The sequence below is a fragment of the Pseudomonas sp. TE6283 genome, assembly GCF_054060555.1.
In genome coordinates this window covers 576,544-600,438 of the sequence record NZ_JBSSDH010000001.1, presented here as the reverse complement: position 1 = coordinate 600,438, position 23,895 = coordinate 576,544, and the positions used below count along the sequence as shown (strand labels likewise).

Here is a 23,895-nt window from a genome sequence, read left to right as displayed (position 1 = left end):
AGCCGCAGTGGGGCTCAGCGACGGTCGAGGGAGAAGCGCCCGGCGCCAGTAACGGCCAATAGCAGCAACCCGCCGACAATGGCGAGGTTCTTCAGGAACTGGGTCATGTTGGCGCTGCGCTCGGGTTCGACCATGTTCCAGAACGGGTGCCCGAGCAGCGCGGTGCCCAGCACGAACAGGGCGAACAGCAGGGCCAGCGGGCGAGTGTAGAAGCCCAGGATCAGCAGGATGCCGACCAGCAGTTCCATGATCACGGCAACGGCCGCCGCCAGCATGGGCGCGGGCGCGCCGAGGGAGGTCATGTAGCCGACCGTGCCTTCAAAACCGCTCAGCTTGCTCCAGCCGGAGAGCACGAACAGGATCATCAGCAGGATGCGGGCGAGTAGCAGGATGACGTCGCGTTGACCGTCGAGCAGGCTATAGCGCATGGCGGCGCTCCAGTGGACAGGGACAGGTTCCACTCTAGCAGCTGTGTGGCGGTTTTCCGGCGGGCATGAAAAAGGCGCCGCAAGGGCGCCTTGATCGACAGAAGATGGTGCGAGTGGCGGGACTCGAACCCGCAAGGCTCACGCCGACAGATTTTAAGTCTGCTGTGTATACCAATTCCACCACACTCGCACGATAGGCCGGCGCGCTGCATAGCGGCGGGGCCTGGGCAATCAGGCGCGCTTTATAACCCATTGTTATAGAAGCGTCAACTGGCCCTGGGGTTCAGGGTTCGATGCTGCGGGCGATGTCGCGCATGTCGCAGGCTGAGTGGCGCAGGGCATCGACATGCCCGTCCATGGCCTGTGCATCGGCCTCGTGAACCGAGTGACGCAGGAAGCGGGCATGGCCATCCAGGGCCTGGCACAGTTCGTCGAGTTCGCTGGCGTTGCGCACCAGATCCTCCTGCAGCCCTTGCATGCGAAAGTTCGAAGTCATGTCGGGTCCTCGTGGGATCGGGGCGGGGCCCACTATAGGCCAATTGACAGCATGCCGCCATTACGCCACTGTTCAGGCATTGGATCCAACGGGTCGTGTCGCCATGTCATCGCGTTCCTCCTATCCAGAGACAGCAAGGTGTGTACGCCCGAAGCTGTTCTGGCGGCTGCTGTTCCTGCTTGTCTGCCTGCTGGCGGCATTCCTGTACGCCGGCTTCATGAGCCTGGGCGGCTACCTGCTGATGCTTGGGTTCAACCTGGACCACCCCGAACCTCAACGCTTCCTGGCACTGGGCGGCGGCGTGTCGATCCTGTTGCTGGGGCTGTGGCTGTTGAAGGTGGCGATGCCGCGCCGGCTGGTGCCGACGGTGGTGGAGCGTGAGCACTGACGATCATCGCCTGAAGGACGGTGTCGGCGGGACTTTTGACTACGCTCAATATGTCCTTTCGTGGTGCTTGTGGAGCTTGCATGGTGTCGACAGACCGCCCCACCCATTCGGTAATGTCCGAGGCGCGCTACGAGCAATTGGTCCAGGCAGTGGTGGACTATGCCATCTACATGCTCGACCCGACCGGCCATGTGGTGTCGTGGAACGCGGGTGCGCAGCGAATCAAGGGTTATCGTGCCGATGAGGTGATCGGCCAGCATTTCTCGTTGTTCTTTACCGATCAGGACCGTGCTGAAGGGCGCCCACAACAACTGCTGCTCCAGGCCCTGGAAGAAGGCAAGGCGCAGGACGAGGGCTGGCGCGTGCGCAAGGATGGCACGCAGTTCTGGGCGCTGGCGGCGCTGGATGTGATCCGTGATGAGCATGGCGAGGTCATCGGCCTGGCCAAGGTCACCCGCGACATCACCGACCGCCGCGAATCCGCACTGCAACTGGACGCCATGCGCGTGCAGTTGTTCCAGGCGCAGAAGCTCGAAGCCTTGGGACAACTGACCGGAGGCCTGGCCCATGACTTCAACAACCTGCTGACGATCATCCTCAGCTCCGCCCGGCTGGCCCGCGGCAACCAGGACCCGGCACGCGTGCGGCGCCTGCTCGAGCATATTCTCGACGCCGGGCAGCGCGGTGCCCAACTGACCCAGCAACTGCTCAGTTTTGCCCGGCATCGGCAACTGAATGTCACCAGCATCGCTCCAGCCCAGGTGATCGACACCACACGCGGGCTGGCGGAGCACGCGTTGCCCAGGGACATCGAACTGCTGCTGCAGGTGCAGCCGGACCTGCCGCTGATCGAGGTGGACGCCGGGCAACTGCAGATGGTCCTGCTCAACCTGGTGTTCAATGCCCGCGATGCCATCGCGACGACGGGGCAGATCCACCTGACGGCCGAAAGCGTCCGCCTGGCCGGCGAGGTGGAGGGGCTGCATGGGCGCTTCGTGCGCTTCGATGTGCGTGATGACGGGCAGGGGATCGACCCCCAGGTCTTGCCACGGATCTTCGAGCCGTTCTTCACTACCAAGGCCTTCGGCAAGGGCACCGGTCTCGGCCTGAGCCAGGCCTATGGTTTCGCCCGCCAGAGTGATGGCGCGATCAGCGTGTCCAGCCGCCCCGGTGAAGGCACCTGCATGAGCTTGTACCTACCCGCCCGAATGGGCGACGATACCCCATCGAGCGACGGATAGACGACCATGGTAGAGCAACTCAAGCGACTGGCCACCGGCATCGAAGGGCTTGATGCGCTGCTCAAGGGCGGGCTGGTGGCCGGTGCCTCCTACATCGTCCAGGGGCACCCGGGCTCGGGCAAGACCATCCTCGCCAACCAGCTGGCCTGCAACCATGTGCGCGACGGTGGCCGGGTGCTGGTGGCGACCCTGCTCAGCGAGTCTCATGAGCGCTTGTTCCAGTACCTGTCGACGCTGAGCTTCTTCGACCCGGCGCTGGTCGGTGACAGCATCCAGTTCGTCAGCGCTTTCGATACCCTCGAGCAGGATGGCCTGGATGCGGTAGTCAGGCTGTTGCGTCAAGAGATTGCGCGGCAGCAGGCCACCTTGCTGGTCGTCGATGGCCTGCTCAACGCCCGCTCACGGGCGGAAACCAGCCTGGATACCAAGAAGTTCGTCTCCGAGCTGCAGGGGCATGCGGCGTTCGCCGGTTGCACGGTGCTGCTGCTGACCAGTGCACGGCTTGAGGAGGGCAGTCCCGAGCACACCATGGTCGACGGCGTGATAGAGCTGGGCGAACACCTGGTCGGCAGTACCGCGGTGCGGCATGTCCAGTTGCGCAAGACCCGCGGCAGCGGCGCGCTGTCTGGTCGCCACGAATGCCAGATCGATGAGTCGGGGTTGCAGGTCTATCCGCGCCTTGAAGCGCTCTACAGCCGCCCCAGCCAGCAGGGTGCGCAAACCCTGGCGCGGGTCGCCACCGGGGTTGCCGACCTGGACGGCATGCTCGGTGGCGGGCTGGCCGAAGCCTCGGTGAGCTTGCTGATGGGGCCATCCGGCGTGGGCAAGACGGCTTTGGGCATCGCGTTTCTCGCCGCCTCGACGAGGGCCGCACCGGGTCTGCATTTTGGATTTTACGAGACGCCGGCGCGACTGCGCCTGAAAGCGTCCGCACTGGGCTACGACTTGCCGGCGCTGGAGCGCGAGGGGGCGGTGCAACTGAGTTGGCAGCCGACCACCGAAGGCCTGCTGGATCAACTCGGCGCGCGCCTGCTGGCGCAGGTCGAGGCATTGGGCGCGCGACGCGTGGTGATCGACAGCCTGGGCGCCTTCGGCCGTTTGGCGCTGGAGCCCGCCCGCCTGAATGCGTTCTTCCGCGCGCTGACCGGCGAGCTGCGTGCCCGTGGCGTCACGGTGCTGCTGACCTGGGAGATGCGCGACATCTTCGGTGCGGAGATCACTGCGCCGGCTCCGGACCTGTCGAGCATCGTCGACAACCTGATCCTCATGCGCTTCGCCGAGCTCGACGCACAACTGCATCGCGCCCTGTCGATCATCAAGGTGCGTGACAGCGACCACGATCCGGCCTTGCAGGCATTGAACCTGGGGCCGACGGGCATCAGCCTGGCGCGGGCATTCGATGGCGCCAGCGGTGTGCTCAGCGGCTCGGCGACAACGCCAGGAGACCGCTGATGGGATGAGCAGCATCTTGATCGTCGACGACGAGTACCTGATCGCCGATATCCTGGGATTCGCTCTGGAGGATGAGGGCTACCTGGTGGAAAAGGCCAGCAATGGGCGCAAGGCGCTGGAGGCCTTGAGAGAAAAGCGCGTGGACCTGGTGATCACCGACTACATGATGCCGGTGCTCAATGGCGAGGAACTGTTGAATGCGATTCGTGACGAGCTGCAGCTGACGGACCTGCCGGTGATCCTCATGAGCGGTGCCCAGGCCAGCCAGGGCCGGACCTGCCCAGGAAGGTTCGCGGCAGTGTTCGACAAACCCTTCGACATGGACCGAATGATCGCCACGGTACGCGAACTGCTCGGCGCCTGAGGTTCGCAAGAGGCTCCCCGCATGGGCGGGCAATCGATCAGGCGCATCCGTGCGGCATGATGCGGTTGGTTTGAGGTTACTCGTCGTTGCTTTTTTCCGGCGCCGGGCTGCCGGCCTGGATTCGCTTGTAGATCTCTTCACGGTGCACCTGGACATCCTTCGGTGCATCGATACCGATCCTCACCTGCATCCCCTTGACGCCCAGAATGGTGACTTTGATGTCATCGTCGATGACGATGCTTTCGCCAACCTTGCGTGTGAGTATCAGCATGTAGTTCTCCTTGGTGATGTAGAAAACCGCCGAGCCTGATGGTCTGCGGTGGGAGCCTGTCCCTCTTCCTTCTCATTAAAGACGCTTTCGGCGGATAGTAATTCCCCGACAGACAAATTCTGTTATCGATCTTTAGTTGCAGGTGCCAGTGGGGGTGCTACGCCTTCCGCTGGCCAAGGTGCTCGGTGGCAAGGATAGGGTGCTTGGGTCAATATGGGAAATTTCTCTGCTCGATGAGCTAAATAGTTGGGGTCAATGATCGTTTTGGCGCGCAAGCGCCTGGAGAAAGCGCAGCAGTGACACTTCCTCGAGTTCCAGGCCCTTGCGCGCCCGCGCGCGGGGCAGGTCTGCCAGGCGTCCGAGTTGGAAGTGTTCGAGGATGGCGGGGTGGATGTAGCAGCGTCGGCAAACCGCTGGCGTGTTGCCCAGTCGCGCCGCCACCTGGCGGACGGTGTCGGCGACCTGGCGCCTGGCCTCGCTGTCGGGTTCCCAGGCCAGTGGCCGCAGCAGGCTCAGGGCAAGGCTGCTGCCGGCCCAGGTGCGGTAGTCCTTGGCGGTGAAGTCGGCGCCGGTCAGTTGCTGGAGAAACTGGTTGACCTCGGTCGAGCCGATGCCATGGCGCTGGCCCTGTTCGTCCAGGTACTGGAACAAGGCTTGGCCGGGCAATTCCATGCAGCGCTTGACCAGCCCGGCCAGGCGCCGGTCGGTCAGGGTGACGTTGTGCTCGACACCGCGCTTGCCACGGAACTGAAAGCGAATTTGGCTACCCTTGACCTGTACATGGCGGGTGTTGAGCGTGGTCAGTCCGTAGGAGCGATTGGCGCGTAGGTATTGGCGGTTGCCGATGCGGATCAGCGTACTGTCGAGCAGGCTGATCACCAGCGCCATGATCTTCTCCCGGCCCAGCCCCGGGCAGGCCAGGTGCGCATCCAGTTGCTTGCGCAGCTTCGGCAGGGCTTCGGCGAAGGCCAGCATGCGCCCGTACTTGTGCTGGTCGCGCAGCTCGCGCCATTGCGTGTGGTAGCGGTACTGCTTGCGCCCCCGGGCATCCCGGCCGGTGGCCTGCAGGTGGCCCTGCGGGTCGGCACAGATCCACACATCGGTGTAGGCCGGCGGGATCACCAGGGCTGCGATGCGCGCCAGTGTGTCGGCATCGCGGACACGCTGGTTGCTTGCGTCGAAATAATGAAAGCGATCGCGCCAGCGCCGCCGGGTCAAGCCGGGCTGGCTGTCATCGACATAGTGCAGGGCGGCAGGCAGCGGGCAGTCGGGCATGGGGGCGGTCCATGAAGAGCATTCTTGCTGCAATGGACAGCGCCCGTTGCGTCATTGCTCAGCCCAGCAGCGCTACCGACTTGATCTGCGCCCACAGCATCTGACCCGGCTGCACCGCGAGCTGGTCCGCCGAATAGCGGGTGATGCGCGCCAGCAGGGCGTTGCCGGCGGCGTCCAGGCTGACCAGCACATGGGCCGGGTTGTCCGCCGGGCGGCATTCGCGGACTTGCACCGGCAGGCGATTGAGGATGCTCGAGGCGCTATCGGCGGTCAGTGCCAGGCTGACATCCCGGGCCTGGACCTTGAGCCGCAGGGTGCTGCCCATGTGCAGCCCCGGGTGGGCGATGCGCAAGCGCTGGCCGTCACCGCCGGGCAGGCGTAGCTCGAACAACTGGTAATGCGGGTCGTGGCCTACCACCACGCCTTCGAGCACCACGCCGGCATCCTCGCCCTGGGCCAGCGGCAGGTCGAGGCGCGCCAGGGTCTGGCCGATCGGCCCGCTGGCCACGGCCTTGCCCTGTTCGAGCAGGACCAGGTGGTCGGCCAGGCGCGCCACTTCGTCCTGGGCATGGCTGACGTAGATCAGCGGAATGTCCAGTTCGTCGTGCAGGCGTTCCAGGTACGGCAGGATCTCGCGCTTGCGCGCGCTGTCCAGCGCGGCCAGGGGTTCGTCCATCAGCAGCAGCCGTGGGCTGCTGAGCAGGGCCCGGGCGATACCGACCCGCTGCGCCTCGCCACCGGACAGGGTCGCCGGCTTGCGTGCCAGCAGGTGGCCGATGCCCAGCAGTTGGCAGGCCTGCTCCTGGCTGATCTTGCGCGCCTCGGGGGCGACGCGGCGCCAGCCGAACTCGAGGTTGCCGCGCACCGACAGGTGCGGGAACAGGCTGGCCTCCTGGAACACGTAGCCTACCGGTCGCTGGTGCGGCGGGATGAAGTGCCCGCGCGCGCTGTCTTCCCAGACCTCGCCATTGACCTCGATGTAGGCGCTGGCGGCCCGCTCCAGGCCGGCCAGGCAACGCAGGCACGAGGTCTTGCCCGAGCCGGAATGGCCGAACAGGGCGCTGATGCCGCGTCCGGGCAGGTTCAGGTCGACGTCCAGGGTGAAGTCGTCACGCGCCAGTTTCAGACGCGCCTGTATAGATGTACTCATGTCAGCTCCAGCCGGCCTTGCTGCGACGGCCTGCATAGAGCATCAGCAGCACCAGGAACGAGAACACCAGCATGGCTCCGGCCAGCCAGTGCGCCTGGCTGTATTCCATGGCTTCGACGTGATCGAAGATCTGCACCGAGACCACCCGGGTCTTGTCGGGAATATTGCCGCCGATCATCAGCACCACGCCGAACTCGCCCACGGTATGGGCGAAGCCAAGAATGCTGGCAGTGATGAAGCCGGGGCGCGCCAGCGGCAGCACCACGTGGATGAAGGTATCCCATGGGCTGGCGCGCAGGGTGGCGGCCACCTCCAGCGGGCGTTGGCCGATGGCGCCGAAGGCGTTCTGCAAGGGCTGCACCACGAAGGGCATGGAGTACACCACCGAGCCGATCACCAGCCCGGTGAAGCTGAACACCACGCTGCCCAGGCCCAGGGCCTGGGTGGCCTGGCCTATCCAGCCATGGGGGCCGAGGGCCATCAGCAGGTAAAAGCCGATCACGGTCGGTGGCAGCACCAGCGGTAGGGCCACCACCGCGCCGATCGGTCCGCGCAGCCAGGAGCGTGTGCGCGCCAGCCACCAGGCGATGGGCGTGCCCAACAGCAGGAGGATGGCGGTGGTCAGGCTGGCCAGCTTGATGGTCAACCAGATCGCGCCCAGGTCACCGGCGTCGAGCGGCATCAGAGCTCATAGCCATAGGACTTGATCACCGCCGCGGCCTTCGGGCCCTTGAGGTAGTCGACCAGGGCCTTGGCGGCCGGGTTGTCCTTGCCTTTGTTGAGAATCACCGCGTCCTGGCGGATCGGGTCATGCAGCTCGGCGGGCACGATCCAGGCGGAGCCTTCGCTGACCTTGCCATCCTTGTAGACCTGCGACAGGGCGACGAAGCCCAGCTCGGCATTGCCGGTGGAAACGAACTGGAAGGCCTGGGTGATGTTCTGGCCTTCGACGATCTTCGCCTTGGTGGCTTCGGTCAGCTTGAGCTTGTCCAGCACCTGGGTGGCGGCCAGGCCATAGGGCGCGGCCTTGGGGTTGGCAATGGACAGGTGCTTGTATTCGTTCTTCTTCAGCACGTCGCCCTTGGCGTCGACGTAGCCCGGCTTGGCCGACCACAGCGCCAGGGTGCCGATGGCGTAGGTGAAGCGCGAGCCCGCGACGATTTCCTTTTCCTGCTCGAGCTTGGCCGGGGTGCTGTCGTCGGCGGCGAGGAACACTTCGAACGGCGCGCCATTCTTGATCTGTGCGTAGAACTGGCCGGTAGCACCGTAGGCGGCAACCAGCTTGTGGCCGGTGTCCTTCTCGAAGTCCTTGGCGATGGCCTGGATGGGCGCTGTAAAGTTGGCCGCTACGGCGACCTGGACTTCCTCGGCCTGGGCGGCGTTGACGGCGATCAGGGTGGCCAGGGCGCTTAAGGCCAGGTGGGACAGACGAATACGCATGTAAACGGCTCCTAGGGGCGGCGGATTATCGTTATGGCTTTAACTATATAGCGATACGCCATCTGTCGGGAAGAGGGTGTCTGAAAGTTTCCTGATCTATGGGTCAGCTTTTTGTTGGCCGCCCGGCAATGGCTCGGGTCAGCTCACCCGCCGGCATGTGACGCCCAAGGCGCAGCGCCTGTCCGGACCACAGGTTGCTGAAATCGGCGTTGCCCTGTGGGTCGGTGATCGCCCGCAGTGGCATCAGCGCGCCACCGGCCAGCGGGAAGCGCGGGGCGAGGGCGCTCATCGGCCCCAGCTCGCGCATCAGGCGGTTGTTGATGCCACGCGCCGGGCGGCCGGTGAACAGGTTGGTCAGCGCTGTATCGTTGGCGGACGCGTTGTCCAGCGCGCGGCGGTGCGCCGGCGACACCTTGGCCTCTGGGCAGAACAGGTACGCAGTACCGACCTGCACCGCCGAAGCGCCCAGGGCCAGGGCGGCGACCAGGCCGCGATGGTCGCCGACACCACCCGCCGCGATCACCGGCAACTGCACGGCATCCACAACTTGGGGCACCAGGGCGAAGGTGCCGATCTGGCTGTTGATGTCGCTGCCGAGGAACATGCCGCGATGGCCGCCGGCCTCGTAGCCCATGGCGATGATCGCGTCGCAGCCGTGCTGCTCAAGCCACCGCGCTTCCTCCACCGTGGTGGCGCTGGACAGCACCTTGGCCCCGGCTGCCTTGACCCTTCGCAGCAGCTCGGGCGCCGGCAGGCCGAAGTGGAAACTGACCACCTCCGGGCGCAGTTCCTCCACCAGCTGGCAGCTCTGTTCGTCGAAGGGCGCGCGATTGGACACCGGCGTCGGCGCCTCGAAGTCCGCGCCGACTTCCTCGTAGTAGGGTTTGAGCGCCTGCTTCCAGCGGGCGTCGCGGTCGGGGTCGGGCGCCGGCGGCTGGTGGCAGAAGAAGTTCAGGTTGAGCGGGCCCCGGCAGGCGGCGCGAAAGGCCTCGATCTCGCCGCGCACCTGCTCGGCGGTGAGCATGGCGCAGGGCAGGGCGCCGAGGCCGCCGGCGTTGCCGACGGCAATGGCCATGGCCGAACCGCTGGCGCCGGCCATGGGCGCCTGGAGAATGGGCAGCTCGATACCCAGCAGGTCGAGGATGCGGCGGTCTTGCCAGGTGCTCATGGGCGACTCCTTGAGTGCGGGGCGTGCTGCGTGGTTACAAGGCCTTGCTGACCTGGATGTCGCTGATCTTGTCGACGTCGTCGCCGTGGATCTTGCGCAGCGCTTGCTGCGCCTGCTCGAGGGAGGCATCGGGCATCTGGGCGAAGTCCCAGCGGCGCTCGCCGTCGAGCTTGTACTTGATCACGTATTTGATGGTCTGGGTCATGCGGCTATCCAAGTGTTATCCGAGTTTCGACGACGAGCGACGGACGATCTTGATCTTGTGGCTGAGGGCCGGCTTGCGCGTCACCGAGATCGGGCGAGTGGTCACGGTGTCGATGGTGATGTTCCAGAAGCCTGTGCTGGGCACGGTGATCTTCGCCGGGAAGCGCTCGAAGTGGCCGCCGTGGTAGGTGTGGCGCCCGCCATTCTTGAAGCTGCGGAAGTTGGCGTCGTTCATCAGGCGGATGTTGCAGCGCTGGGAGCACTCGATGACGACGATGTCGTCTTCGTTCAGGTGCTCGCGCTGGTGTACGAATTTCATGGGGAGCTCCGCAAGGATTGGTTCAGCAAACGCGAAAGATACCACGATGTGAGGTTACACTTGCGCCCGGGCTGGCCAAGCCAAGGAGATTTCTGCCAGACGTGGGAGCAAAACCGCCTGGATGTGGTCAGAGGATGACTTTGCAGATGCTGGAGACGATGTAGATGAAATGGGTGTTAGCGGCGGTATCGTTGGCCTTGGGGGGCTGTGTCAGCGTGACGGAACTCGAGCAGTCCCACGCGACGCTGGATGTGATCTCCGGCAAGACGCCGCGCGAATATGCCGATTGCGTCAAGCGCAAGCTGGCCGACACGCGTGATCCCTTGCAGGAAGAGGTACGGGGCGATGGCCTGCGCCTGACCGTGCCGCAGAAGGTGTCGGCCGGTGTCGGTCCCGCGGCGCTGCTCGATATCGACAAGCGCGGCAGCGGCAGCGCGATCAAGGTGTATGAACGGCTGAACAACTTCCCGCTGCGCCTGGGTGATGTGCGTACTTCGGCGACCCAGTGCATCTCCGGTTCTTGATCCAGCTCAGTTAATCGGCGATTAGCTGGCGGTTTGCCACTTTCCTTCCCGGTGACGCGTTGTCGCACGTCGGGGATTAGGCCTAGTATTTCTGGGCTTATATCGTTTGAGCCTAAGCTTATAACAAGGAAATGGAGCCTCCGTGATGAAACCCCTGAGCCATGTCGTGATCGGCAGCCTGCTGATCTTGGCCTGGCCCTCGGCGCACGCTGCCGATGGCCAGAAAATCTTCAACCAGGGCGGGCAGAACCCCGCCGCCATGGCCTGCCTGGGCTGTCATGGCCCGGACGGCAAGGGTATCGCCGCCGCCGGCTTTCCCCGTCTCGCCGGCCTGCCTGCCGGCTATCTCAGCAAGCAGTTGCACGACTTTCGCAGCGCCAGCCGCAAGCAGCCAGTGATGGAGCCGCTGGCCAAGGCCCTGGACGATGCCGAAATCGAGGCGGTCAGCGCCTATCTGGCCAAGCTGCCGGCCGATGCCGCGGCGGACACGCGTCGCCAGCAGATCGCCAACGATCCGGTGGCCCGCCTGGCCATCTACGGCGACTGGAGCCGGCTGATCCCTGGTTGCGTGCAGTGTCATGGCCCGGGTGGCAGCGGCGTCGGCGAGCACTTCCCGCCGCTGGCCGGGCAGCCCGCCGCTTACCTGGTGACGCAACTCAATGCCTGGCGCGATGGCAGCCGCAGCAATGATCCCAACCAGTTGATGGTCAACGTGGCCAAGGCGATGACCGATGCCGAGGTCAAGGCGGTCGCCGACTACTTCGCCCAACCGGCCAGCCAGGAGGTCAAGCCATGAAAGCCCTGATGCCAACCCTGCTGCTGGTCATGGGCACTGCCCAAGCCGCCCCCATCGCCATGGAAGACCAGTCCCAGCTCAAGGTCCCGGGCGTGCAGGCCGCCCCGCAGTTCGTACCGCCGGCGGAAAGCGCGATCCCGGATAACGCCTTCGGCAAGATGATCCGTGAAGGCCACGCGCTGTTCGTCGATACTCGACGATTGATGCCCGACGCGGTCGGCAACGGCATGAACTGCAGCAACTGCCACCTCGACCAGGGACGTATGCCACATTCCGCGCCATTGTGGGGCGCCTACCCAATGTACCCGGCGTATCGCAAGAAGAACGACAAGGTCAACACCTTCGCCGAGCGCATCCAGGGCTGCTTCACCTTCAGCATGAACGGCAAGCCGCCGGCGGCCGACAGCCCACAGATGACCGCGTTGAGCGTTTACGCCTACTGGCTGTCGACCCAGGCGCCGACAGGCGTGGAAATCGCCGGTCGCGGCTACCCGGAGGTGCCCAGGCCCGAAGGTGGTTATGACTTCAAGCGCGGCAAGCAGGTGTATGACGAGCAATGCGCGATCTGTCACGGTGGCAATGGCGAAGGGCAGAAGGTGGCCGGGGAGTATGTGATGCCGCCGCTGTGGGGCAAGGATTCCTACAACTGGGGCGCCGGCATGCACCGGATCAATACCGCAGCGTCGTTCATCAAGTACAACATGCCATTGGGCAAGCCTGGCAGCCTCAGTGATCAGCAGGCCTGGGACGTGGCCGCGTGGATCAACCGCCATGAGCGACCGCAGGATCCGCGGCTGGTCGAAGGCTCGATCGAGAAGACCCGGCTCAAGTTCCATGCCAACGACGGGGTCAACCTGTATGGGCAGAAGGTCGATGGCGTGCTGATCGGGCAGGGGATCGGCGGCTGAGCCACGGTCATCGCGGGGCATCTTCGAGAGCGCGGGCCTGCCCCGCGATGACGCTGTCGGTCGCCTGAAATTCACACCCTGGCGGAACTATCTACACTGGAATATCTCTATGATGGCATCGGCCAGCGCGGGGGGCATTGTAAGGTGAACGCCGCCTGATTAGACTGCGCCGAATTTCGTACGCAAAGCCCTTGTTAAGGACGTATATGATCAAGAAATGCTTGTTCCCGGCAGCCGGTTACGGCACCCGCTTCCTGCCCGCTACCAAAGCCATGCCCAAGGAAATGCTGCCGGTGGTCAACAAGCCACTGATCCAGTATGGCGTTGAAGAAGCGCTGGACGCTGGCCTCAACGAGATCTCCATCGTCACCGGCCGTGGCAAGCGCGCCCTGGAAGACCACTTCGACATCAGCTACGAGCTGGAAAACCAGATCAAGGGTACCGACAAGGAAAAATACCTGGTAGGCATCCGCCGACTGCTCGACGAGTGCTCGTTCTCCTACACCCGCCAGACAGAAATGAAAGGCCTGGGCCACGCGATCCTCACCGGTCGTCCGCTGATCGGCGACGAGCCATTCGCCGTGGTACTGGCCGACGACCTGTGCGTCAACCTCGAAGGTGACGGCGTGCTCAAGCAGATGGTCAAGCTGTACAAGCAGTATCGCTGCACCATCGTGGCGATCATGGAAGTCGACCCGCAGGAAACCAGCAAGTACGGCGTGATCGCCGGTGACCTGATTGGTGACGACCTGTACCGCGTACGCAACATGGTCGAGAAGCCGAAACCGGAAGATGCACCGTCGAACCTGGCGATCATCGGCCGCTACATCATGACCCCGGACATCTTCAAGCTGATCGAGGAAACCGAACCGGGCAAGGGCGGTGAAATCCAGATCACCGACGCATTGATGAAGCAGGCCCAGGACGGCTGTGTGATTGCCTACAAGTTCAAGGGCAAGCGTTTCGACTGCGGTGGCGCCGAAGGTTACATCGAAGCGACCAACTTCTGCTTCGAGAACTTCTACAAGACCGGCAAGGCTTACTGAGTCCCCGGTGTTGTGTGAAAAGCCACCTTCGGGTGGCTTTTTTGTTTGCGGCGGACAACGGCGCTATGCTGGGCGCCTGCCTAGGAGAGTGAATACATGGCCTACGATTTTGATCTGTTCGTGATTGGCGCCGGTTCCGGCGGTGTGCGCGCGGCACGTTTCGCTGCGGGGTTCGGTGCGAAAGTGGCGGTGGCCGAGAGCCGCTACCTCGGCGGCACGTGCGTCAACGTCGGGTGCGTACCGAAGAAGCTGCTGGTGTACGGCGCCCATGTCGCCGACGAACTGGAACAGGCCGCGGGCTTCGGCTGGACCCTGGAAGAGGGGCATTTCGACTGGGGCACGCTGATCGCCAACAAGAACCGCGAGATCGAGCGCCTCAACGGCATCTATCGCAACCTGTTGGTCAACAGTGGCGTGACCTTGCTGCAGGGCCATGCGCGCCTGACCGGCGCCCATGAGGTGGAAGTCGAGGGCCAGCGTTACAGCGCCGCGCATATCCTCATCGCCACCGGCGGCTGGCCGCAGGTGCCGGACATACCCGGCAAGGAGCTGGCGATCACCTCCAATGAAGCCTTCTACCTCAAGGACCTGCCGCGCCGGGTACTGGTGGTGGGCGGCGGCTACATCGCCGTGGAGTTCGCCGGCATCTTCCAGGGCCTGGGTGCCGACACCACGCTGCTGTACCGCGGCGAGCTGTTCCTGCGTGGCTTCGACGGCTCGGTGCGTACCCACCTGAAGGAAGAGCTGGAGAAGCGCGGCCTGGACCTTGAGTTCAACGCCGACATCCAGCGCATCGACAAGCTCGAGGATGGTAGCCTCAAGGCCACCCTCAAGGACGGTCGCGAGCTGGTCGCCGACTGCATCTTCTACGCCACCGGGCGCCGGCCGATGCTGGATAACCTGGGCCTGGAAAACACCGGCGTCGAACTGGACCCGCGTGGCTTCATCCGCGTCGACGAGCAGTACCAGACCACCGAACCGTCGATCCTGGCCATCGGCGACGTCATCGGTCGTGTGCAGCTCACCCCCGTGGCCCTGGCCGAAGGCATGGCCGTGGCCCGGCGCCTGTTCAAGCCAGAGCAGTACCGCACGGTCGACTACCAGAACATCCCGACTGCGGTATTCAGCCAGCCGCCGATCGGCACCGTGGGCCTGACCGAGGAGCAGGCGCTGGCCGCCGGGCACAAGGTGCAGATCTTCGAGAGCCGCTTCCGCGCGATGAAGCTGACCCTCACCGATATCCAGGAAAAGACCCTGATGAAGCTGGTGGTCGACGCAGAAACCGACAAGGTGCTGGGCTGCCACATGGTCGGGCCGGATGCCGGCGAGATCATCCAGGGCCTGGGGATCGCCCTGAAGGCAGGTGCGACCAAGCAGCAGTTCGACGAGACCATCGGCGTGCACCCGACCGCCGCGGAAGAGTTCGTGACCATGCGCACCGTCACCCGCTGATACGCGTTTATCCCGGATCGCGGGGCAAACCCGCTCCCACGCCTGAAAATGTCCCGGCGTGGGAGCGGGCTTGCCCCGCAATGCATTTTGCCCCCGCAATCCTTTGCTCAGCCCAATCCCTTCTATTAATAATCCCGCCTTATAGCCAAAACCAATCACCAGCATGAGCTTTGCCAATGAGCCTTCATCGGGACCAGCGGTTAGGATTCTCTCCGTCAACTGATTTCAACCCATGAAGGAGCGTCTCTCATGCCAATCATCAACAGCCAGGTCAAACCGTTCAACGCCACTGCTTTCCACAATGGCGAATTCGTCCAGGTCAGCGAAGCCGACCTGAAAGGCAAGTGGTCCGTCGTGTTCTTCTACCCGGCCGACTTCACCTTTGTCTGCCCGACCGAACTGGGTGACCTTGCTGACAACTACGCTGAGTTCCAGAAACTGGGCGTGGAAATCTACGGTGTGTCCACCGACACCCACTTCACCCACAAGGCCTGGCACGATACCTCGGACACCATCGGCAAGATCAAGTACCCGCTGATCGGTGACCCGACCCACGTCATCTCGCGCAACTTCGACGTGCTGATCGAAGAAGCCGGCCTGGCCGATCGCGGTACCTTCGTGATCAACCCGGAAGGTCAGATCAAGATCGTCGAAATCAACGACGGTGGTGTAGGCCGTGACGCCAGCGAGCTGCTGCGCAAGGTCAAGGCTGCCCAGTACGTTGCCGCTCACCCAGGCGAAGTCTGCCCGGCCAAGTGGAAAGAAGGCGAGGCCACTCTCGCGCCGTCGCTGGACCTGGTCGGCAAGATCTAAGGCGAAGCCTCTGATCATGCGCCAAGCGCGGGCGGTAGACAGCCGCCAAAGCTGAAGCAGTTACCGCCCCGTAAAAACGCCCGGGCGATCTCGTCTGGGCGTTTTTGTATCCGAGTTTTGAAAAAAAGGAATCGCCCGTATGTTGGACGCCACGCTTAAATCGCAACTGAAAACCTACCTGGAGCGGGTCACCCAGCCGATCGAGATCGTTGCCTCCCTCGACGACGGCGCGAAATCCCGCGAACTGCATGACCTGCTGGTGGAAATCGCCGGTCTGTCGAACCTCATTACCTTCAGTGCGGATGGCAACGACGCCCGTCGTCCTTCGTTCTCGCTGAACCGCCCGGGAGCCGGGATCAGCTTGCGTTTCGCCGGCATCCCCATGGGCCACGAATTCACCTCCCTGGTGCTGGCGTTGCTGCAGGTCGGCGGCCACCCCTCCAAGGCCAGTGCCGAAGTGATCGAGCAGATCCAGGCGCTGGAAGGCGAGTTCACCTTCGAAACCTACTTCTCGCTGTCGTGCCAGAACTGCCCGGACGTGGTCCAGGCGCTGAACCTGATGGCGGTGCTCAACCCCAATGTGCGTCATGTCGCCATCGACGGCGCGCTGTTCCAGGATGAAGTCGAAGCCCGCAAGGTCATGGCGGTGCCGAGCATCTACCTGAACGGTGAAGTGTTCGGCCAGGGCCGCATGGGCCTGGAAGAAATCCTCGGCAAGATCGACACCAATGCTGGCGCTCGCCAAGCCGAGAAGATCAACGCCAAGGATGCCTTCGACGTGCTGGTGGTCGGGGGCGGCCCGGCCGGCGCCGCCGCCGCGATCTACGCCGCGCGCAAAGGCATTCGCACCGGTGTTGCTGCCGAGCGCTTCGGTGGCCAGGTGCTCGACACCCTGGCGATCGAGAACTTCATCTCGGTGCAGGAGACCGAAGGGCCGAAGCTGGCCACGGCCCTGGAAGAGCACGTCAAGCAATACGACGTCGACATCATGAACCTGCAGCGCGGCGAAGCGCTGATCCCGGGCACCGATGGCGGCCTGCACGAAGTACGCCTGGCCGGTGGCGCCTCGCTCAAGGCCAAGACCGTGATCCTCGCCACTGGCGCTCGCTGGCGTGAGATGAACGTACCGGGTGAGCAGCAATACCGCGCCCGTGGCGTGGCCTACTGCCCGCACTGCGACGGCCCGCTGTTCAAGGGCAAGCGCGTGGCGGTGATCGGCGGTGGCAACTCCGGCGTGGAAGCGGCCATCGACCTGGCCGGCGTCGTCGCCCAGGTGACCCTGATCGAATTCGACAGCCAGCTGCGCGCCGATGCCGTTCTGCAGCGCAAGCTGCACAGCCTGCCGAACGTCAAGGTGATCACCAGCGCGTTGACCACCGAGGTGGTCGGCGATGGCGAGAAGGTCACCGGCCTGCGCTACAAGGACCGCACCAACGACGCGTCGCACGACCTGGCGCTGGAAGGGATCTTCGTGCAGATCGGCCTGCTGCCGAACACCGATTGGCTCAAGGGCACGGTCGAGCTGTCGTCGCGTGGCGAGATCATCGTCGACGCCAAGGGCCAGACCAGCATCCCGGGCGTGTTCGCCGCCGGTGATGTGACCACCGTGCCTTACAAGCAGATCGTCATCGCCGTGGGCGAGGGGGCCAAGGCCTCGCTGGCGGCCTTCGATCATCTGATCCGCACCTCGGCGCCAGCCTGATCGCCAGGCGCCGCACATGAAAACGCCGCCATTCCCCGAGGGATGGCGGCGTTTTCATTGCCGGGCGGTAACGCCGCGATCAGGCGCCGCGTTGTTCCATTGCCTGGCACGCTGCAGCGGTGAACAGCACGTCGGTGGAGGAGTTCAGCGCGGTTTCCGCCGAGTCCTGCAGCACGCCGATAATGAAACCGACCGCCACCACTTGCATGGCGATCTCGCTGGGGATGCCGAACAGGCTGCAGGCCAGCGGAATCAGCAGCAGCGAGCCGCCGGCCACGCCTGATGCGCCACAAGCGCAAACCGCCGCCACCACGCTGAGCAGCACCGCGGTCGGCAGGTCCACCGGGATACCCAGGGTGTGCACGGCGGCCAGGGTCAGCACGGTGATGGTGATCGCCGCGCCGGCCATGTTGATGGTCGCGCCCAGCGGGATCGACACCGAATAGGTATCCTCATGCAGGCCGAGTTTTTCCGACAGCGCCAGGTTGACCGGGATGTTGGCCGCCGAGCTGCGGGTGAAGAACGCGGTGATGCCGCTCTCGCGCAGGCACAGCAAGGTCAGCGGGTAGGGGTTGCGGCGGATCTTCCAGAACACGATCAGCGGGTTCATCACCAGCGCCACGAACAGCATGCAGCCGATCAGCACGCCGAGCAGGTGCAGGTAGCCGAGCAGCGCGTCCAGGCCCGATTGCGCCAGGGTGGCGCTGACCAGGCCGAAGATACCCAGCGGGGCGAAGCGGATCACCACGCGCACGATCAGGGTCACGCCGTTGGACAGGTCCTCGACCACGGTGCGGGTGGTGTCGTTGGCATGGCGCAGGGCCACGCCCAGGCCGATGGCCCAGGTCAGCACGCCGATGAAGTTGGCGTTGAGCAGCGCGTTGACCGGGTTGTCCACGGCGCTGAGCAGCAGGTTCTGCAACACCTCGCCGATACCGCCGGGGGCGCTCAGCGTGGCGTCGCTGGCGCTCAGTGCCAGGTTGGACGGGAACAGCATGCTCGCCGTCACGGCCACCACCGCTGCGGCGAAGGTGCCCAGCAGGTACAGCCAGAGGATCGGGCGGATATGGGTTTCCTGGCCATGGCGGTGGTTGGCGATCGAAGCCATCACCAGGATGAACACCAGCACCGGCGCCACGGCCTTCAGGGCGCTGACGAAGACCTTGCCGAGGAACGCCAGGTCGCGGGCCACGGCCGGGGCGAGCAGGGCGAGGAGAATGCCGGCCACCAGGCCGATGCAGATCTGCGTCACCAGGCCGGTGCGGTTGATGAGGCGGAGGATGGGGGTCATGTGCAGCGCAATCCAGTTACGTGAAAGCGCGCGACTTTATCACAGACCCGCAGGGCATATCGTGGCAACGGGCCTGTCCCGCGATCACCGGCCGACCTACCAGTGAAACAACTCCCGCCGCGCGCCCTCGGTGATCGCCAGGATCCCCGGGTGCTTGACCTTGCGCTCTACCGAAATGGCGTAGAACGACTCGTTCACGGCCTCGGTCTGGCCGATCAGCCGCACGCCGTACTGGCGGCAGACTTCCTCGGCGATCACGCTGGGGGCGACGAAGATGCCGCTGCCCGACTGGCCGAAGGCCTGCATCAGCGCGCTGTCGTCGAACTCGCCGACGATGCGCGGCTGCACCTGCTGCTCGGCCAGCCAGCGCAGCAGCCGGCTACGCACCACGGTCTCCTGGCCGGGGATCAGCAACGGTGCGTCGTCCAGGCAGGCGGGGAAGGGCCGGTCGAGGCGATCGGCCAGCGTGGGCGTGGCGAAGAAGCTCAGGCCGCATTCGCCGAGTTTCTGGCTGTAGCCCTTGATGTCCAGGTGGCTGGGCATGGGGCTATCGGAGATCACCAGGTCCAGGCGCTGGATCGCCAGGTCCGCCAGCAGCCGTTCGAGCTTGTCCTCGCGGCAGCTGATGCGCAGCACCTCGTCCAGCTCCATGGTCGGCGCCAGCAAGCGGTAGACGATGGACTTGGGCACCACGTCGGCCACCCCCACGCGAAACAGAATCTGCTCCTGTGGCCCGGCCCGCAGCATGGCTTCCAGCTCGCCGCCGATCTGGAACATCTGCTCGGCGTAGACCAGCGCCTGGCGCCCGGTCTCGGTCAGCTCCAGCTGGCGGCCGACGCGCTGGAACAGCTCCAGGTTCCAGGTCTGCTCGAACAGGCTGATCTGGCCGCTGATGGTCTGCGGGGTGAGGTTCAGCTGCTCGCTGGCGCGGGCGATGCTGCCGGTCTTGGCCACGGCCCAGAAATAGTGGAGCTGGCGGTAGTTGAGCATGGCCTGCCTCAGTTCGGAAAAACCGAAGTATACACGCCGAAAAAACGAATTTTCCGGATGTTTCAGTCTCTTTAGAATGCCTCCCCATCAGGCGCATGGCGCGCCGCCCGGCATTCGACAAGCGAGGACCCCATGCTACAACTCAAATCCATTGGTACACCGCTGGTGCTGGCACTGGCCCTGCTCGCCATGTCCGGTTGCGACCAGGCCGAGAAATCCGCCCAGCAGATGCTCGACCAGGCCGCCGAAACCGCCAAGCAGGCCATCGACAAGACCAACGACGCCGCCCAGCAGGCCCTGAGCGACGCCATCGGCGGCGATGCCGAGAAGGCCAAGGCCGAAGACGACAAGAAAGACACCCAGGACATCTGAGAGCAGGACTGACCAATGGAATATTTGCTGGAACTCGCCGCAAGCCCTACCGCCTGGGTTGCCCTCGCCACCCTGGTGGCCATGGAGGTCGTGCTTGGCATCGACAACCTGATCTTCATCTCCATCCTCACCAACAAGCTGCCTGAGCAATACCGCTCCAAGGCACGGCGTATCGGTATCAGCATGGCCCTGGTCATGCGCCTGGCGCTGCTCAGTACCGTGGCCTGGATCGTCCAGCTGACGGAGCCTGTGGTCGAGGTGTTCGGCCACACGTTCTCGTGGAAGGACATGATCCTCATCGCCGGTGGCCTGTTCCTGCTGTGGAAGGCGACCAAGGAGATCCATGAAAGCGTCGACCCTCACGGCGCCAAGGAAGAGTCCAAGGTTGGCAGCACCGTGACCATCGGCTTCACCGCAGCGATTTTCCAGATACTGCTGCTGGACATCGTCTTCTCGATCGACAGCATCATCACCGCCGTGGGCATGACCGAGCACCTGCCGATCATGATCATCGCCGTGATCAGCGCCGTCATCGTGATGCTGGTAGCCGCCGACCCGCTGGCCAAGTTCATCAACGACAACCCGACCGTGGTGATGCTGGCCCTGGGCTTCCTGATCATGATCGGCATGACCCTGATCGCCGAAGGTTTCGGCGCACATGTGCCGAAAGGTTATGTGTATGCGGCCATGGCGTTCTCCACGGCGATCGAGATCCTCAACATCCTGGCGCGTCGGGCACGCCTGAAGCGTGAGGCGGCCGAGGGCAACTGAGCCGCAAGCTACAAATGATAATAAGCAAGAGGGAGCCTGGGCTCCCTCTTGTCGTTCATGGCTCGAGGTGTGTAGATGCTGTCAATGAGCCCCGGCATGGCGTCGGACACGGCGCATGGGCTGGGCCTTGGCCAGTGCATGGGGTGGCAGGTGATGAGGGTGGGAATGCCGGCGCACGATGCGCAACACCCCCCAGAGCATGGCCGCCGCAACGCTGAGCCACATGCCGACCAGCATTAGAATTGCCATTGTCAGGCTCATGTGTGCCTCCTTATCTCTGGCGAGCCAGACTCGCCATCCAGACACAGCTTTAGTCTAGCCCGTCGCCTATGACGTTCCATTGACCGAAGGTCTAGTCCTTGGGTTGTTTTGTTCCAAGCCCGCGCCGGGCTATACCCGCAGGCGCCAGCGTCCTATGATCGGCTTCTTGGTCGGGCGCTGCCTGCCTGACCGCGGAACAAGCGAGTGTCCACGTTGCAAAAGCTCTCCAAGTTTCGGGCCCTGGGCCCACGTCGCCTGCTGGCCGCCTGCCTGGTGGTGGCGACCCTTTCCGGTTGCGCAAGCTCGCCGCCGGCCGCACTCAAGGGCCTGGCGCAGCGGGTCGAGATCAGCAGCGTGCCGTTCTATCGCGGCAACGCCAACCACAGCGGCTCGATGGCCCTGGCCGCGGTGCTGTCGCAACAGGGCGCGCCGATTACCCCGGGCCTGCTCGACAAGGCGCTGGGCCTGCCCCAGGCCGCCGAATCGCTGGATACCGGCATCCCTCGGGTTGCCCGCGAGTATGGCCGGGTGGTGTACCCGCTGGACAAGCACCTGGACGCCTTGCTCGCGCAGGTGGCCGCCGGTTATCCGGTGCTGCTGCGCTTCCAGGAAGGTTCGGCCTGGTGGAGCGAGACGCGCTACGCCGTGCTGATCGGCTATGACCGCTACAAGCAGCGGGTGCTGTTGCGTTCGGGCATGCATCGACGGCAGTCGATGGCCTTCGATGATTTCGAATCGGCGTGGGCCAAGGAGGGCAGTTGGGCGGTGCTGCTGCAGTCGCCACGGCAGCTGCCGGCCGAGGTGGATCGCCAGCGCTGGTTGCGGGCGGCGGATGAGCTGGCCCGTTCAGGGCAGGAGATTGCCGCCAGGCAGGCGGTTGCCAGCCTGGGCCAGTGATGGCTTGGCCAGTTGCAGGACGCCGCCTGCAGCTCAAACGTGCCTCTACCGATCGAATGAGAGCATTGTCGCGAAAGGGCTTATTGGATCGCCGTCTCGTGCAGGCAGCGCCACACCACCCCACGGTCGCTGCATTCGAGCAATGCCAGCGACCAGCGTGCCAGTGTCACGTCCTGCGCGCGGTGGGTTTCCTTGTAGCGCACCGCCACATTCACCCCGGCCTGCCACACCACTTGCACATCGCCGACCGTGATCTGCAGCCCGGGCCGTGTGCCTGCGGCCCCCTTGAACAACTGCTCGACCTGCTGGCGGCCCACTAGACTGCCTGTCGTGCCCACCATGCTGAAATCGTCGGCGAACACCGCCATCAGGCCGCCGAGCACCGACTGGGTCTCGGCCGCCGACCGAGTGAAGATCATCTGGATCAGTTCGTGGACGTGATGAATGCTGCGTTCGGCGCGGGCAATCGCGTGTTCAGGCATGGGCGTGGTTCTCCTTGGGCAGTGTGTTCAGTACCAACAATGGCAGCAGCCCCAGCAGCGCGGCCAGGGCAAAGGTCAGGCGATAGGCCGAAGACGCGTCCAGGTCCACCAGCAGCAGGTTGAGGATCATCAGCAGCAAGGCTGCGCCGACGCTGAAGGCCATCTGTCGATTGAGGTTCCACAGTACGCTGGCCTGCTGCATCCGCTCGCCGCTGAAATCGAGCAGCGCGGTCGTCTGCGCGGTGTTGGCGCCGACGCCGCCGCCGATACCCATGAGGCCGTAGGCCGCGACCAGTGCGGCGCTATCCGTCGGCGTGGCGACCCATATCAGCAGGCTGATACCCAGGCTGTGCAGAAGCAGGCCGAGCAGCAGCAGGCGGACGGCACCGACGCGGTTGTACAGGCGGCCGGCCACCAGCATGGCGGCCAAGGCTCCGGTGGCATAGACCAACATGAACAGGCCGGTGGCCTGGGCGCTCAGTTCCAACACGTCCTGCAGGTAGAAGATGTTCAGCAGGTTGACCCCAGTGAACACACCAGGGATCGCATGGTAGACCTGCATCGAGACCCGCAGACGAGGGCTGCCGAGCAGCTTGAGTTCGACGATGCCGCCGGCCGAGCGTCGGTAGTGGGCGCGGTACAGCAGGGCGCAGGACACGCTGGCCAGCAGGCAGGCGATGGTCAGCGCGAGGCCATGGCCAGCGCCGTACAGCGACAGACCCAGCAGCAGGCAGGCGAGGGTGGCGCTGACCAGCAGCAATCCCTTGAAGTCCGGGCGGGAGGCTGTTGGGCCGGGCGTCTGGTCAATCCAGGCCCAGGCCAGCGCCGCCGTCAGCAGGGCCAGCGGAATGTTGCAGTGGAAGACCCACGGCCATCGGCCATGGTCGACGATCATCCCGCCGAGGGTCGGCGACAGCGCCGGCGCCAGTAGCGCCACGGCCATCACCAGGGTGGACACGCGGGCGCGCTCCGGGCCCTGGAACCGCTCGAAGGTCAGCGCTTGCCCCACAGGGATCAGCAGGCCACCGGCCATCCCCTGGAGCAGACGCCAGGCGATCAGCGCAGCGAAGCTTGCGGCTTCCCCACAGCCCCAAACTGCCACGCTGAACCCCAGCATCGCGGCGCACAGCAGGCGCCGCGCGCCCCAGTGGTTCGCCAGCCAGGTGCTCACCGGCACGGCCAGGGTCAGCCCGAGCATGTAGGCGTTGCCGACCCAGGCGCTGCTGGCATTGCCAATGGCGAACTGGTCCGTGATCCGCGGCAACGCCACGGTCGGCATGAACAGGTTGATGCAGTCGATGAAGAAGCCCATCAGGAAGATCGTTGCCACACGATATCGGTACGTCATTGCCACTCCTTTTCGGCGCGCAGCGTAGGTGCCGTGGACTGTCCCC

At 64.5% G+C, this 23,895-nt stretch carries 29 protein-coding genes and 1 tRNA gene; 14 read left to right on the top strand and 16 right to left on the bottom strand.

Annotated features, from left to right (window positions below; translation table 11 throughout):
* Positions 1-14: 14 nt before the first annotated feature.
* The 3 genes from ACVWZ5_RS03035 to ACVWZ5_RS03025 form a co-directional block, all read right to left on the bottom strand.
* A complete protein-coding gene (locus tag ACVWZ5_RS03035; protein WP_062573504.1) occupies positions 15-428 on the bottom strand; it encodes a DoxX family protein in 414 nt (137 codons plus the stop codon).
* Positions 429-533: 105 nt separating this feature from the next.
* Positions 534-618 (bottom strand) — tRNA-Leu (locus ACVWZ5_RS03030).
* A gap of 93 nt (positions 619-711) precedes the next feature.
* Positions 712-924: a hypothetical protein gene (locus tag ACVWZ5_RS03025; RefSeq protein WP_062573505.1), complete on the bottom strand. Its 213-nt coding sequence runs from the start codon at positions 922-924 to the stop codon at positions 712-714.
* Positions 925-1,027: 103 nt separating this feature from the next.
* Here ACVWZ5_RS03025 and ACVWZ5_RS03020 point away from each other — a divergent pair, with 103 nt between their 5' ends.
* From ACVWZ5_RS03020 to ACVWZ5_RS03005, 4 genes are all read left to right on the top strand, one after another.
* Positions 1,028-1,312, top strand: a complete 285-nt coding sequence (locus ACVWZ5_RS03020) for a hypothetical protein (RefSeq protein WP_062573506.1) — start codon at positions 1,028-1,030, stop codon at positions 1,310-1,312.
* Between the two features lie 80 nt (positions 1,313-1,392).
* A complete protein-coding gene (locus ACVWZ5_RS03015; protein WP_062573507.1) occupies positions 1,393-2,553 on the top strand; it encodes a two-component system sensor histidine kinase NtrB in 1,161 nt (386 codons plus the stop codon).
* Positions 2,554-2,559: 6 nt separating this feature from the next.
* On the top strand, positions 2,560-4,005 hold the full coding sequence (locus ACVWZ5_RS03010; protein WP_084941366.1) for an ATPase domain-containing protein: 1,446 nt from the start codon (positions 2,560-2,562) through the stop codon (positions 4,003-4,005).
* 4 nt (positions 4,006-4,009) lie between these two features.
* On the top strand, positions 4,010-4,369 hold the full coding sequence (locus ACVWZ5_RS03005; protein ID WP_062573509.1) for a response regulator: 360 nt from the start codon (positions 4,010-4,012) through the stop codon (positions 4,367-4,369).
* A gap of 76 nt (positions 4,370-4,445) precedes the next feature.
* Here the strand turns inward: ACVWZ5_RS03005 and csrA are convergent, their stop codons facing one another.
* The 8 genes from csrA to ACVWZ5_RS02965 all read right to left on the bottom strand — a co-directional run bounded on the left by csrA (position 4,446) and on the right by ACVWZ5_RS02965 (position 10,196).
* Positions 4,446-4,640 (bottom strand): carbon storage regulator CsrA, encoded by a 195-nt coding sequence (gene csrA, locus ACVWZ5_RS03000; RefSeq protein ID WP_023628788.1) that lies wholly within the window; start codon positions 4,638-4,640, stop codon positions 4,446-4,448.
* A gap of 252 nt (positions 4,641-4,892) precedes the next feature.
* Positions 4,893-5,915, bottom strand: a complete 1,023-nt coding sequence (locus tag ACVWZ5_RS02995) for a DNA topoisomerase IB (protein WP_186599527.1) — start codon at positions 5,913-5,915, stop codon at positions 4,893-4,895.
* A gap of 58 nt (positions 5,916-5,973) precedes the next feature.
* A complete protein-coding gene (gene modC, locus ACVWZ5_RS02990; protein ID WP_084941368.1) occupies positions 5,974-7,065 on the bottom strand; it encodes a molybdenum ABC transporter ATP-binding protein in 1,092 nt (363 codons plus the stop codon).
* Between the two features lies 1 nt (position 7,066).
* Positions 7,067-7,747, bottom strand: a complete 681-nt coding sequence (gene modB, locus ACVWZ5_RS02985; protein WP_062573512.1) for a molybdate ABC transporter permease subunit — start codon at positions 7,745-7,747, stop codon at positions 7,067-7,069.
* Positions 7,747-8,505 carry a molybdate ABC transporter substrate-binding protein gene (gene modA, locus ACVWZ5_RS02980; protein ID WP_280070531.1) on the bottom strand — a complete coding sequence of 253 codons (759 nt, stop codon included), beginning with the start codon at positions 8,503-8,505 and terminating at the stop codon, positions 7,747-7,749. The genes modB and modA overlap by 1 nt, the downstream gene beginning before the upstream one ends.
* A 103-nt stretch (positions 8,506-8,608) precedes the next feature.
* A complete protein-coding gene (locus ACVWZ5_RS02975) occupies positions 8,609-9,673 on the bottom strand; it encodes an NAD(P)H-dependent flavin oxidoreductase (RefSeq protein ID WP_062573514.1) in 1,065 nt (354 codons plus the stop codon).
* A gap of 34 nt (positions 9,674-9,707) precedes the next feature.
* Entirely contained in the window at positions 9,708-9,878 is a 171-nt protein-coding gene (locus ACVWZ5_RS02970; protein WP_088851781.1) for a hypothetical protein, read from the bottom strand.
* Positions 9,879-9,893: 15 nt separating this feature from the next.
* A complete protein-coding gene (locus tag ACVWZ5_RS02965; protein ID WP_028692429.1) occupies positions 9,894-10,196 on the bottom strand; it encodes a DUF1883 domain-containing protein in 303 nt (100 codons plus the stop codon).
* A 164-nt stretch (positions 10,197-10,360) separates the two neighbouring features.
* On the opposite strand from ACVWZ5_RS02965, the gene ACVWZ5_RS02960 reads away from it, so the two are divergent.
* The 7 genes from ACVWZ5_RS02960 (at position 10,361) to ahpF (ending at position 17,437) form a co-directional block, all read left to right on the top strand.
* On the top strand, positions 10,361-10,720 hold the full coding sequence (locus ACVWZ5_RS02960) for a hypothetical protein (RefSeq protein WP_028692428.1): 360 nt from the start codon (positions 10,361-10,363) through the stop codon (positions 10,718-10,720).
* A gap of 145 nt (positions 10,721-10,865) precedes the next feature.
* The gene (locus ACVWZ5_RS02955; RefSeq protein ID WP_084941371.1) at positions 10,866-11,516 is read left to right on the top strand and encodes a c-type cytochrome; all 651 of its coding nucleotides are present in this window, start codon (positions 10,866-10,868) and stop codon (positions 11,514-11,516) included.
* Entirely contained in the window at positions 11,513-12,424 is a 912-nt protein-coding gene (locus ACVWZ5_RS02950) for a c-type cytochrome (protein WP_062573516.1), read from the top strand. Before ACVWZ5_RS02955 ends, ACVWZ5_RS02950 begins: the two co-directional genes overlap by 4 nt.
* Positions 12,425-12,630: 206 nt before the next feature.
* Positions 12,631-13,470, top strand: coding sequence for a UTP--glucose-1-phosphate uridylyltransferase GalU (galU, locus tag ACVWZ5_RS02945; RefSeq protein WP_010223914.1), 840 nt, complete (start codon positions 12,631-12,633; stop codon positions 13,468-13,470).
* Positions 13,471-13,566: 96 nt separating this feature from the next.
* Positions 13,567-14,922 (top strand): glutathione-disulfide reductase, encoded by a 1,356-nt coding sequence (gorA, locus tag ACVWZ5_RS02940; RefSeq protein WP_028692425.1) that lies wholly within the window; start codon positions 13,567-13,569, stop codon positions 14,920-14,922.
* A 249-nt stretch (positions 14,923-15,171) separates the two neighbouring features.
* Positions 15,172-15,735, top strand: coding sequence for an alkyl hydroperoxide reductase subunit C (ahpC, locus tag ACVWZ5_RS02935; protein WP_008090543.1), 564 nt, complete (start codon positions 15,172-15,174; stop codon positions 15,733-15,735).
* A 139-nt stretch (positions 15,736-15,874) separates the two neighbouring features.
* A complete protein-coding gene (ahpF, locus tag ACVWZ5_RS02930) occupies positions 15,875-17,437 on the top strand; it encodes an alkyl hydroperoxide reductase subunit F (RefSeq protein WP_457340395.1) in 1,563 nt (520 codons plus the stop codon).
* Positions 17,438-17,516: 79 nt separating this feature from the next.
* Here the strand turns inward: ahpF and sstT are convergent, their stop codons facing one another.
* Both sstT and nhaR read right to left on the bottom strand, forming a co-directional pair.
* A complete protein-coding gene (sstT, locus tag ACVWZ5_RS02925) occupies positions 17,517-18,728 on the bottom strand; it encodes a serine/threonine transporter SstT (protein WP_028692423.1) in 1,212 nt (403 codons plus the stop codon).
* A gap of 96 nt (positions 18,729-18,824) precedes the next feature.
* A complete protein-coding gene (gene nhaR, locus ACVWZ5_RS02920; RefSeq protein ID WP_062361178.1) occupies positions 18,825-19,718 on the bottom strand; it encodes a transcriptional activator NhaR in 894 nt (297 codons plus the stop codon).
* 132 nt (positions 19,719-19,850) lie between these two features.
* Here nhaR and ACVWZ5_RS02915 point away from each other — a divergent pair, with 132 nt between their 5' ends.
* Together ACVWZ5_RS02915 and ACVWZ5_RS02910 are read left to right on the top strand one after the other, a co-directional pair.
* Positions 19,851-20,090 (top strand): hypothetical protein, encoded by a 240-nt coding sequence (locus ACVWZ5_RS02915; protein ID WP_028692421.1) that lies wholly within the window; start codon positions 19,851-19,853, stop codon positions 20,088-20,090.
* A 15-nt stretch (positions 20,091-20,105) separates the two neighbouring features.
* Positions 20,106-20,861, top strand: coding sequence for a TerC family protein (locus ACVWZ5_RS02910; protein WP_028692420.1), 756 nt, complete (start codon positions 20,106-20,108; stop codon positions 20,859-20,861).
* A gap of 81 nt (positions 20,862-20,942) precedes the next feature.
* On the opposite strand, the gene ACVWZ5_RS02905 is transcribed toward ACVWZ5_RS02910, so the two are convergent.
* The gene (locus ACVWZ5_RS02905; RefSeq protein WP_028692419.1) at positions 20,943-21,122 is read right to left on the bottom strand and encodes a hypothetical protein; all 180 of its coding nucleotides are present in this window, start codon (positions 21,120-21,122) and stop codon (positions 20,943-20,945) included.
* A 204-nt stretch (positions 21,123-21,326) separates the two neighbouring features.
* Here ACVWZ5_RS02905 and ACVWZ5_RS02900 point away from each other — a divergent pair, with 204 nt between their 5' ends.
* On the top strand, positions 21,327-22,019 hold the full coding sequence (locus ACVWZ5_RS02900; RefSeq protein ID WP_062573518.1) for a peptidase C39 family protein: 693 nt from the start codon (positions 21,327-21,329) through the stop codon (positions 22,017-22,019).
* An 80-nt stretch (positions 22,020-22,099) separates the two neighbouring features.
* Here the strand turns inward: ACVWZ5_RS02900 and ACVWZ5_RS02895 are convergent, their stop codons facing one another.
* The gene (locus ACVWZ5_RS02895) at positions 22,100-22,501 is read right to left on the bottom strand and encodes a DUF4440 domain-containing protein (protein ID WP_062573519.1); all 402 of its coding nucleotides are present in this window, start codon (positions 22,499-22,501) and stop codon (positions 22,100-22,102) included.
* Entirely contained in the window at positions 22,494-23,849 is a 1,356-nt protein-coding gene (locus tag ACVWZ5_RS02890; RefSeq protein ID WP_084941372.1) for an MFS transporter, read from the bottom strand. The genes ACVWZ5_RS02895 and ACVWZ5_RS02890 overlap by 8 nt, the downstream gene beginning before the upstream one ends.
* Positions 23,850-23,895: the final 46 nt, after the last annotated feature.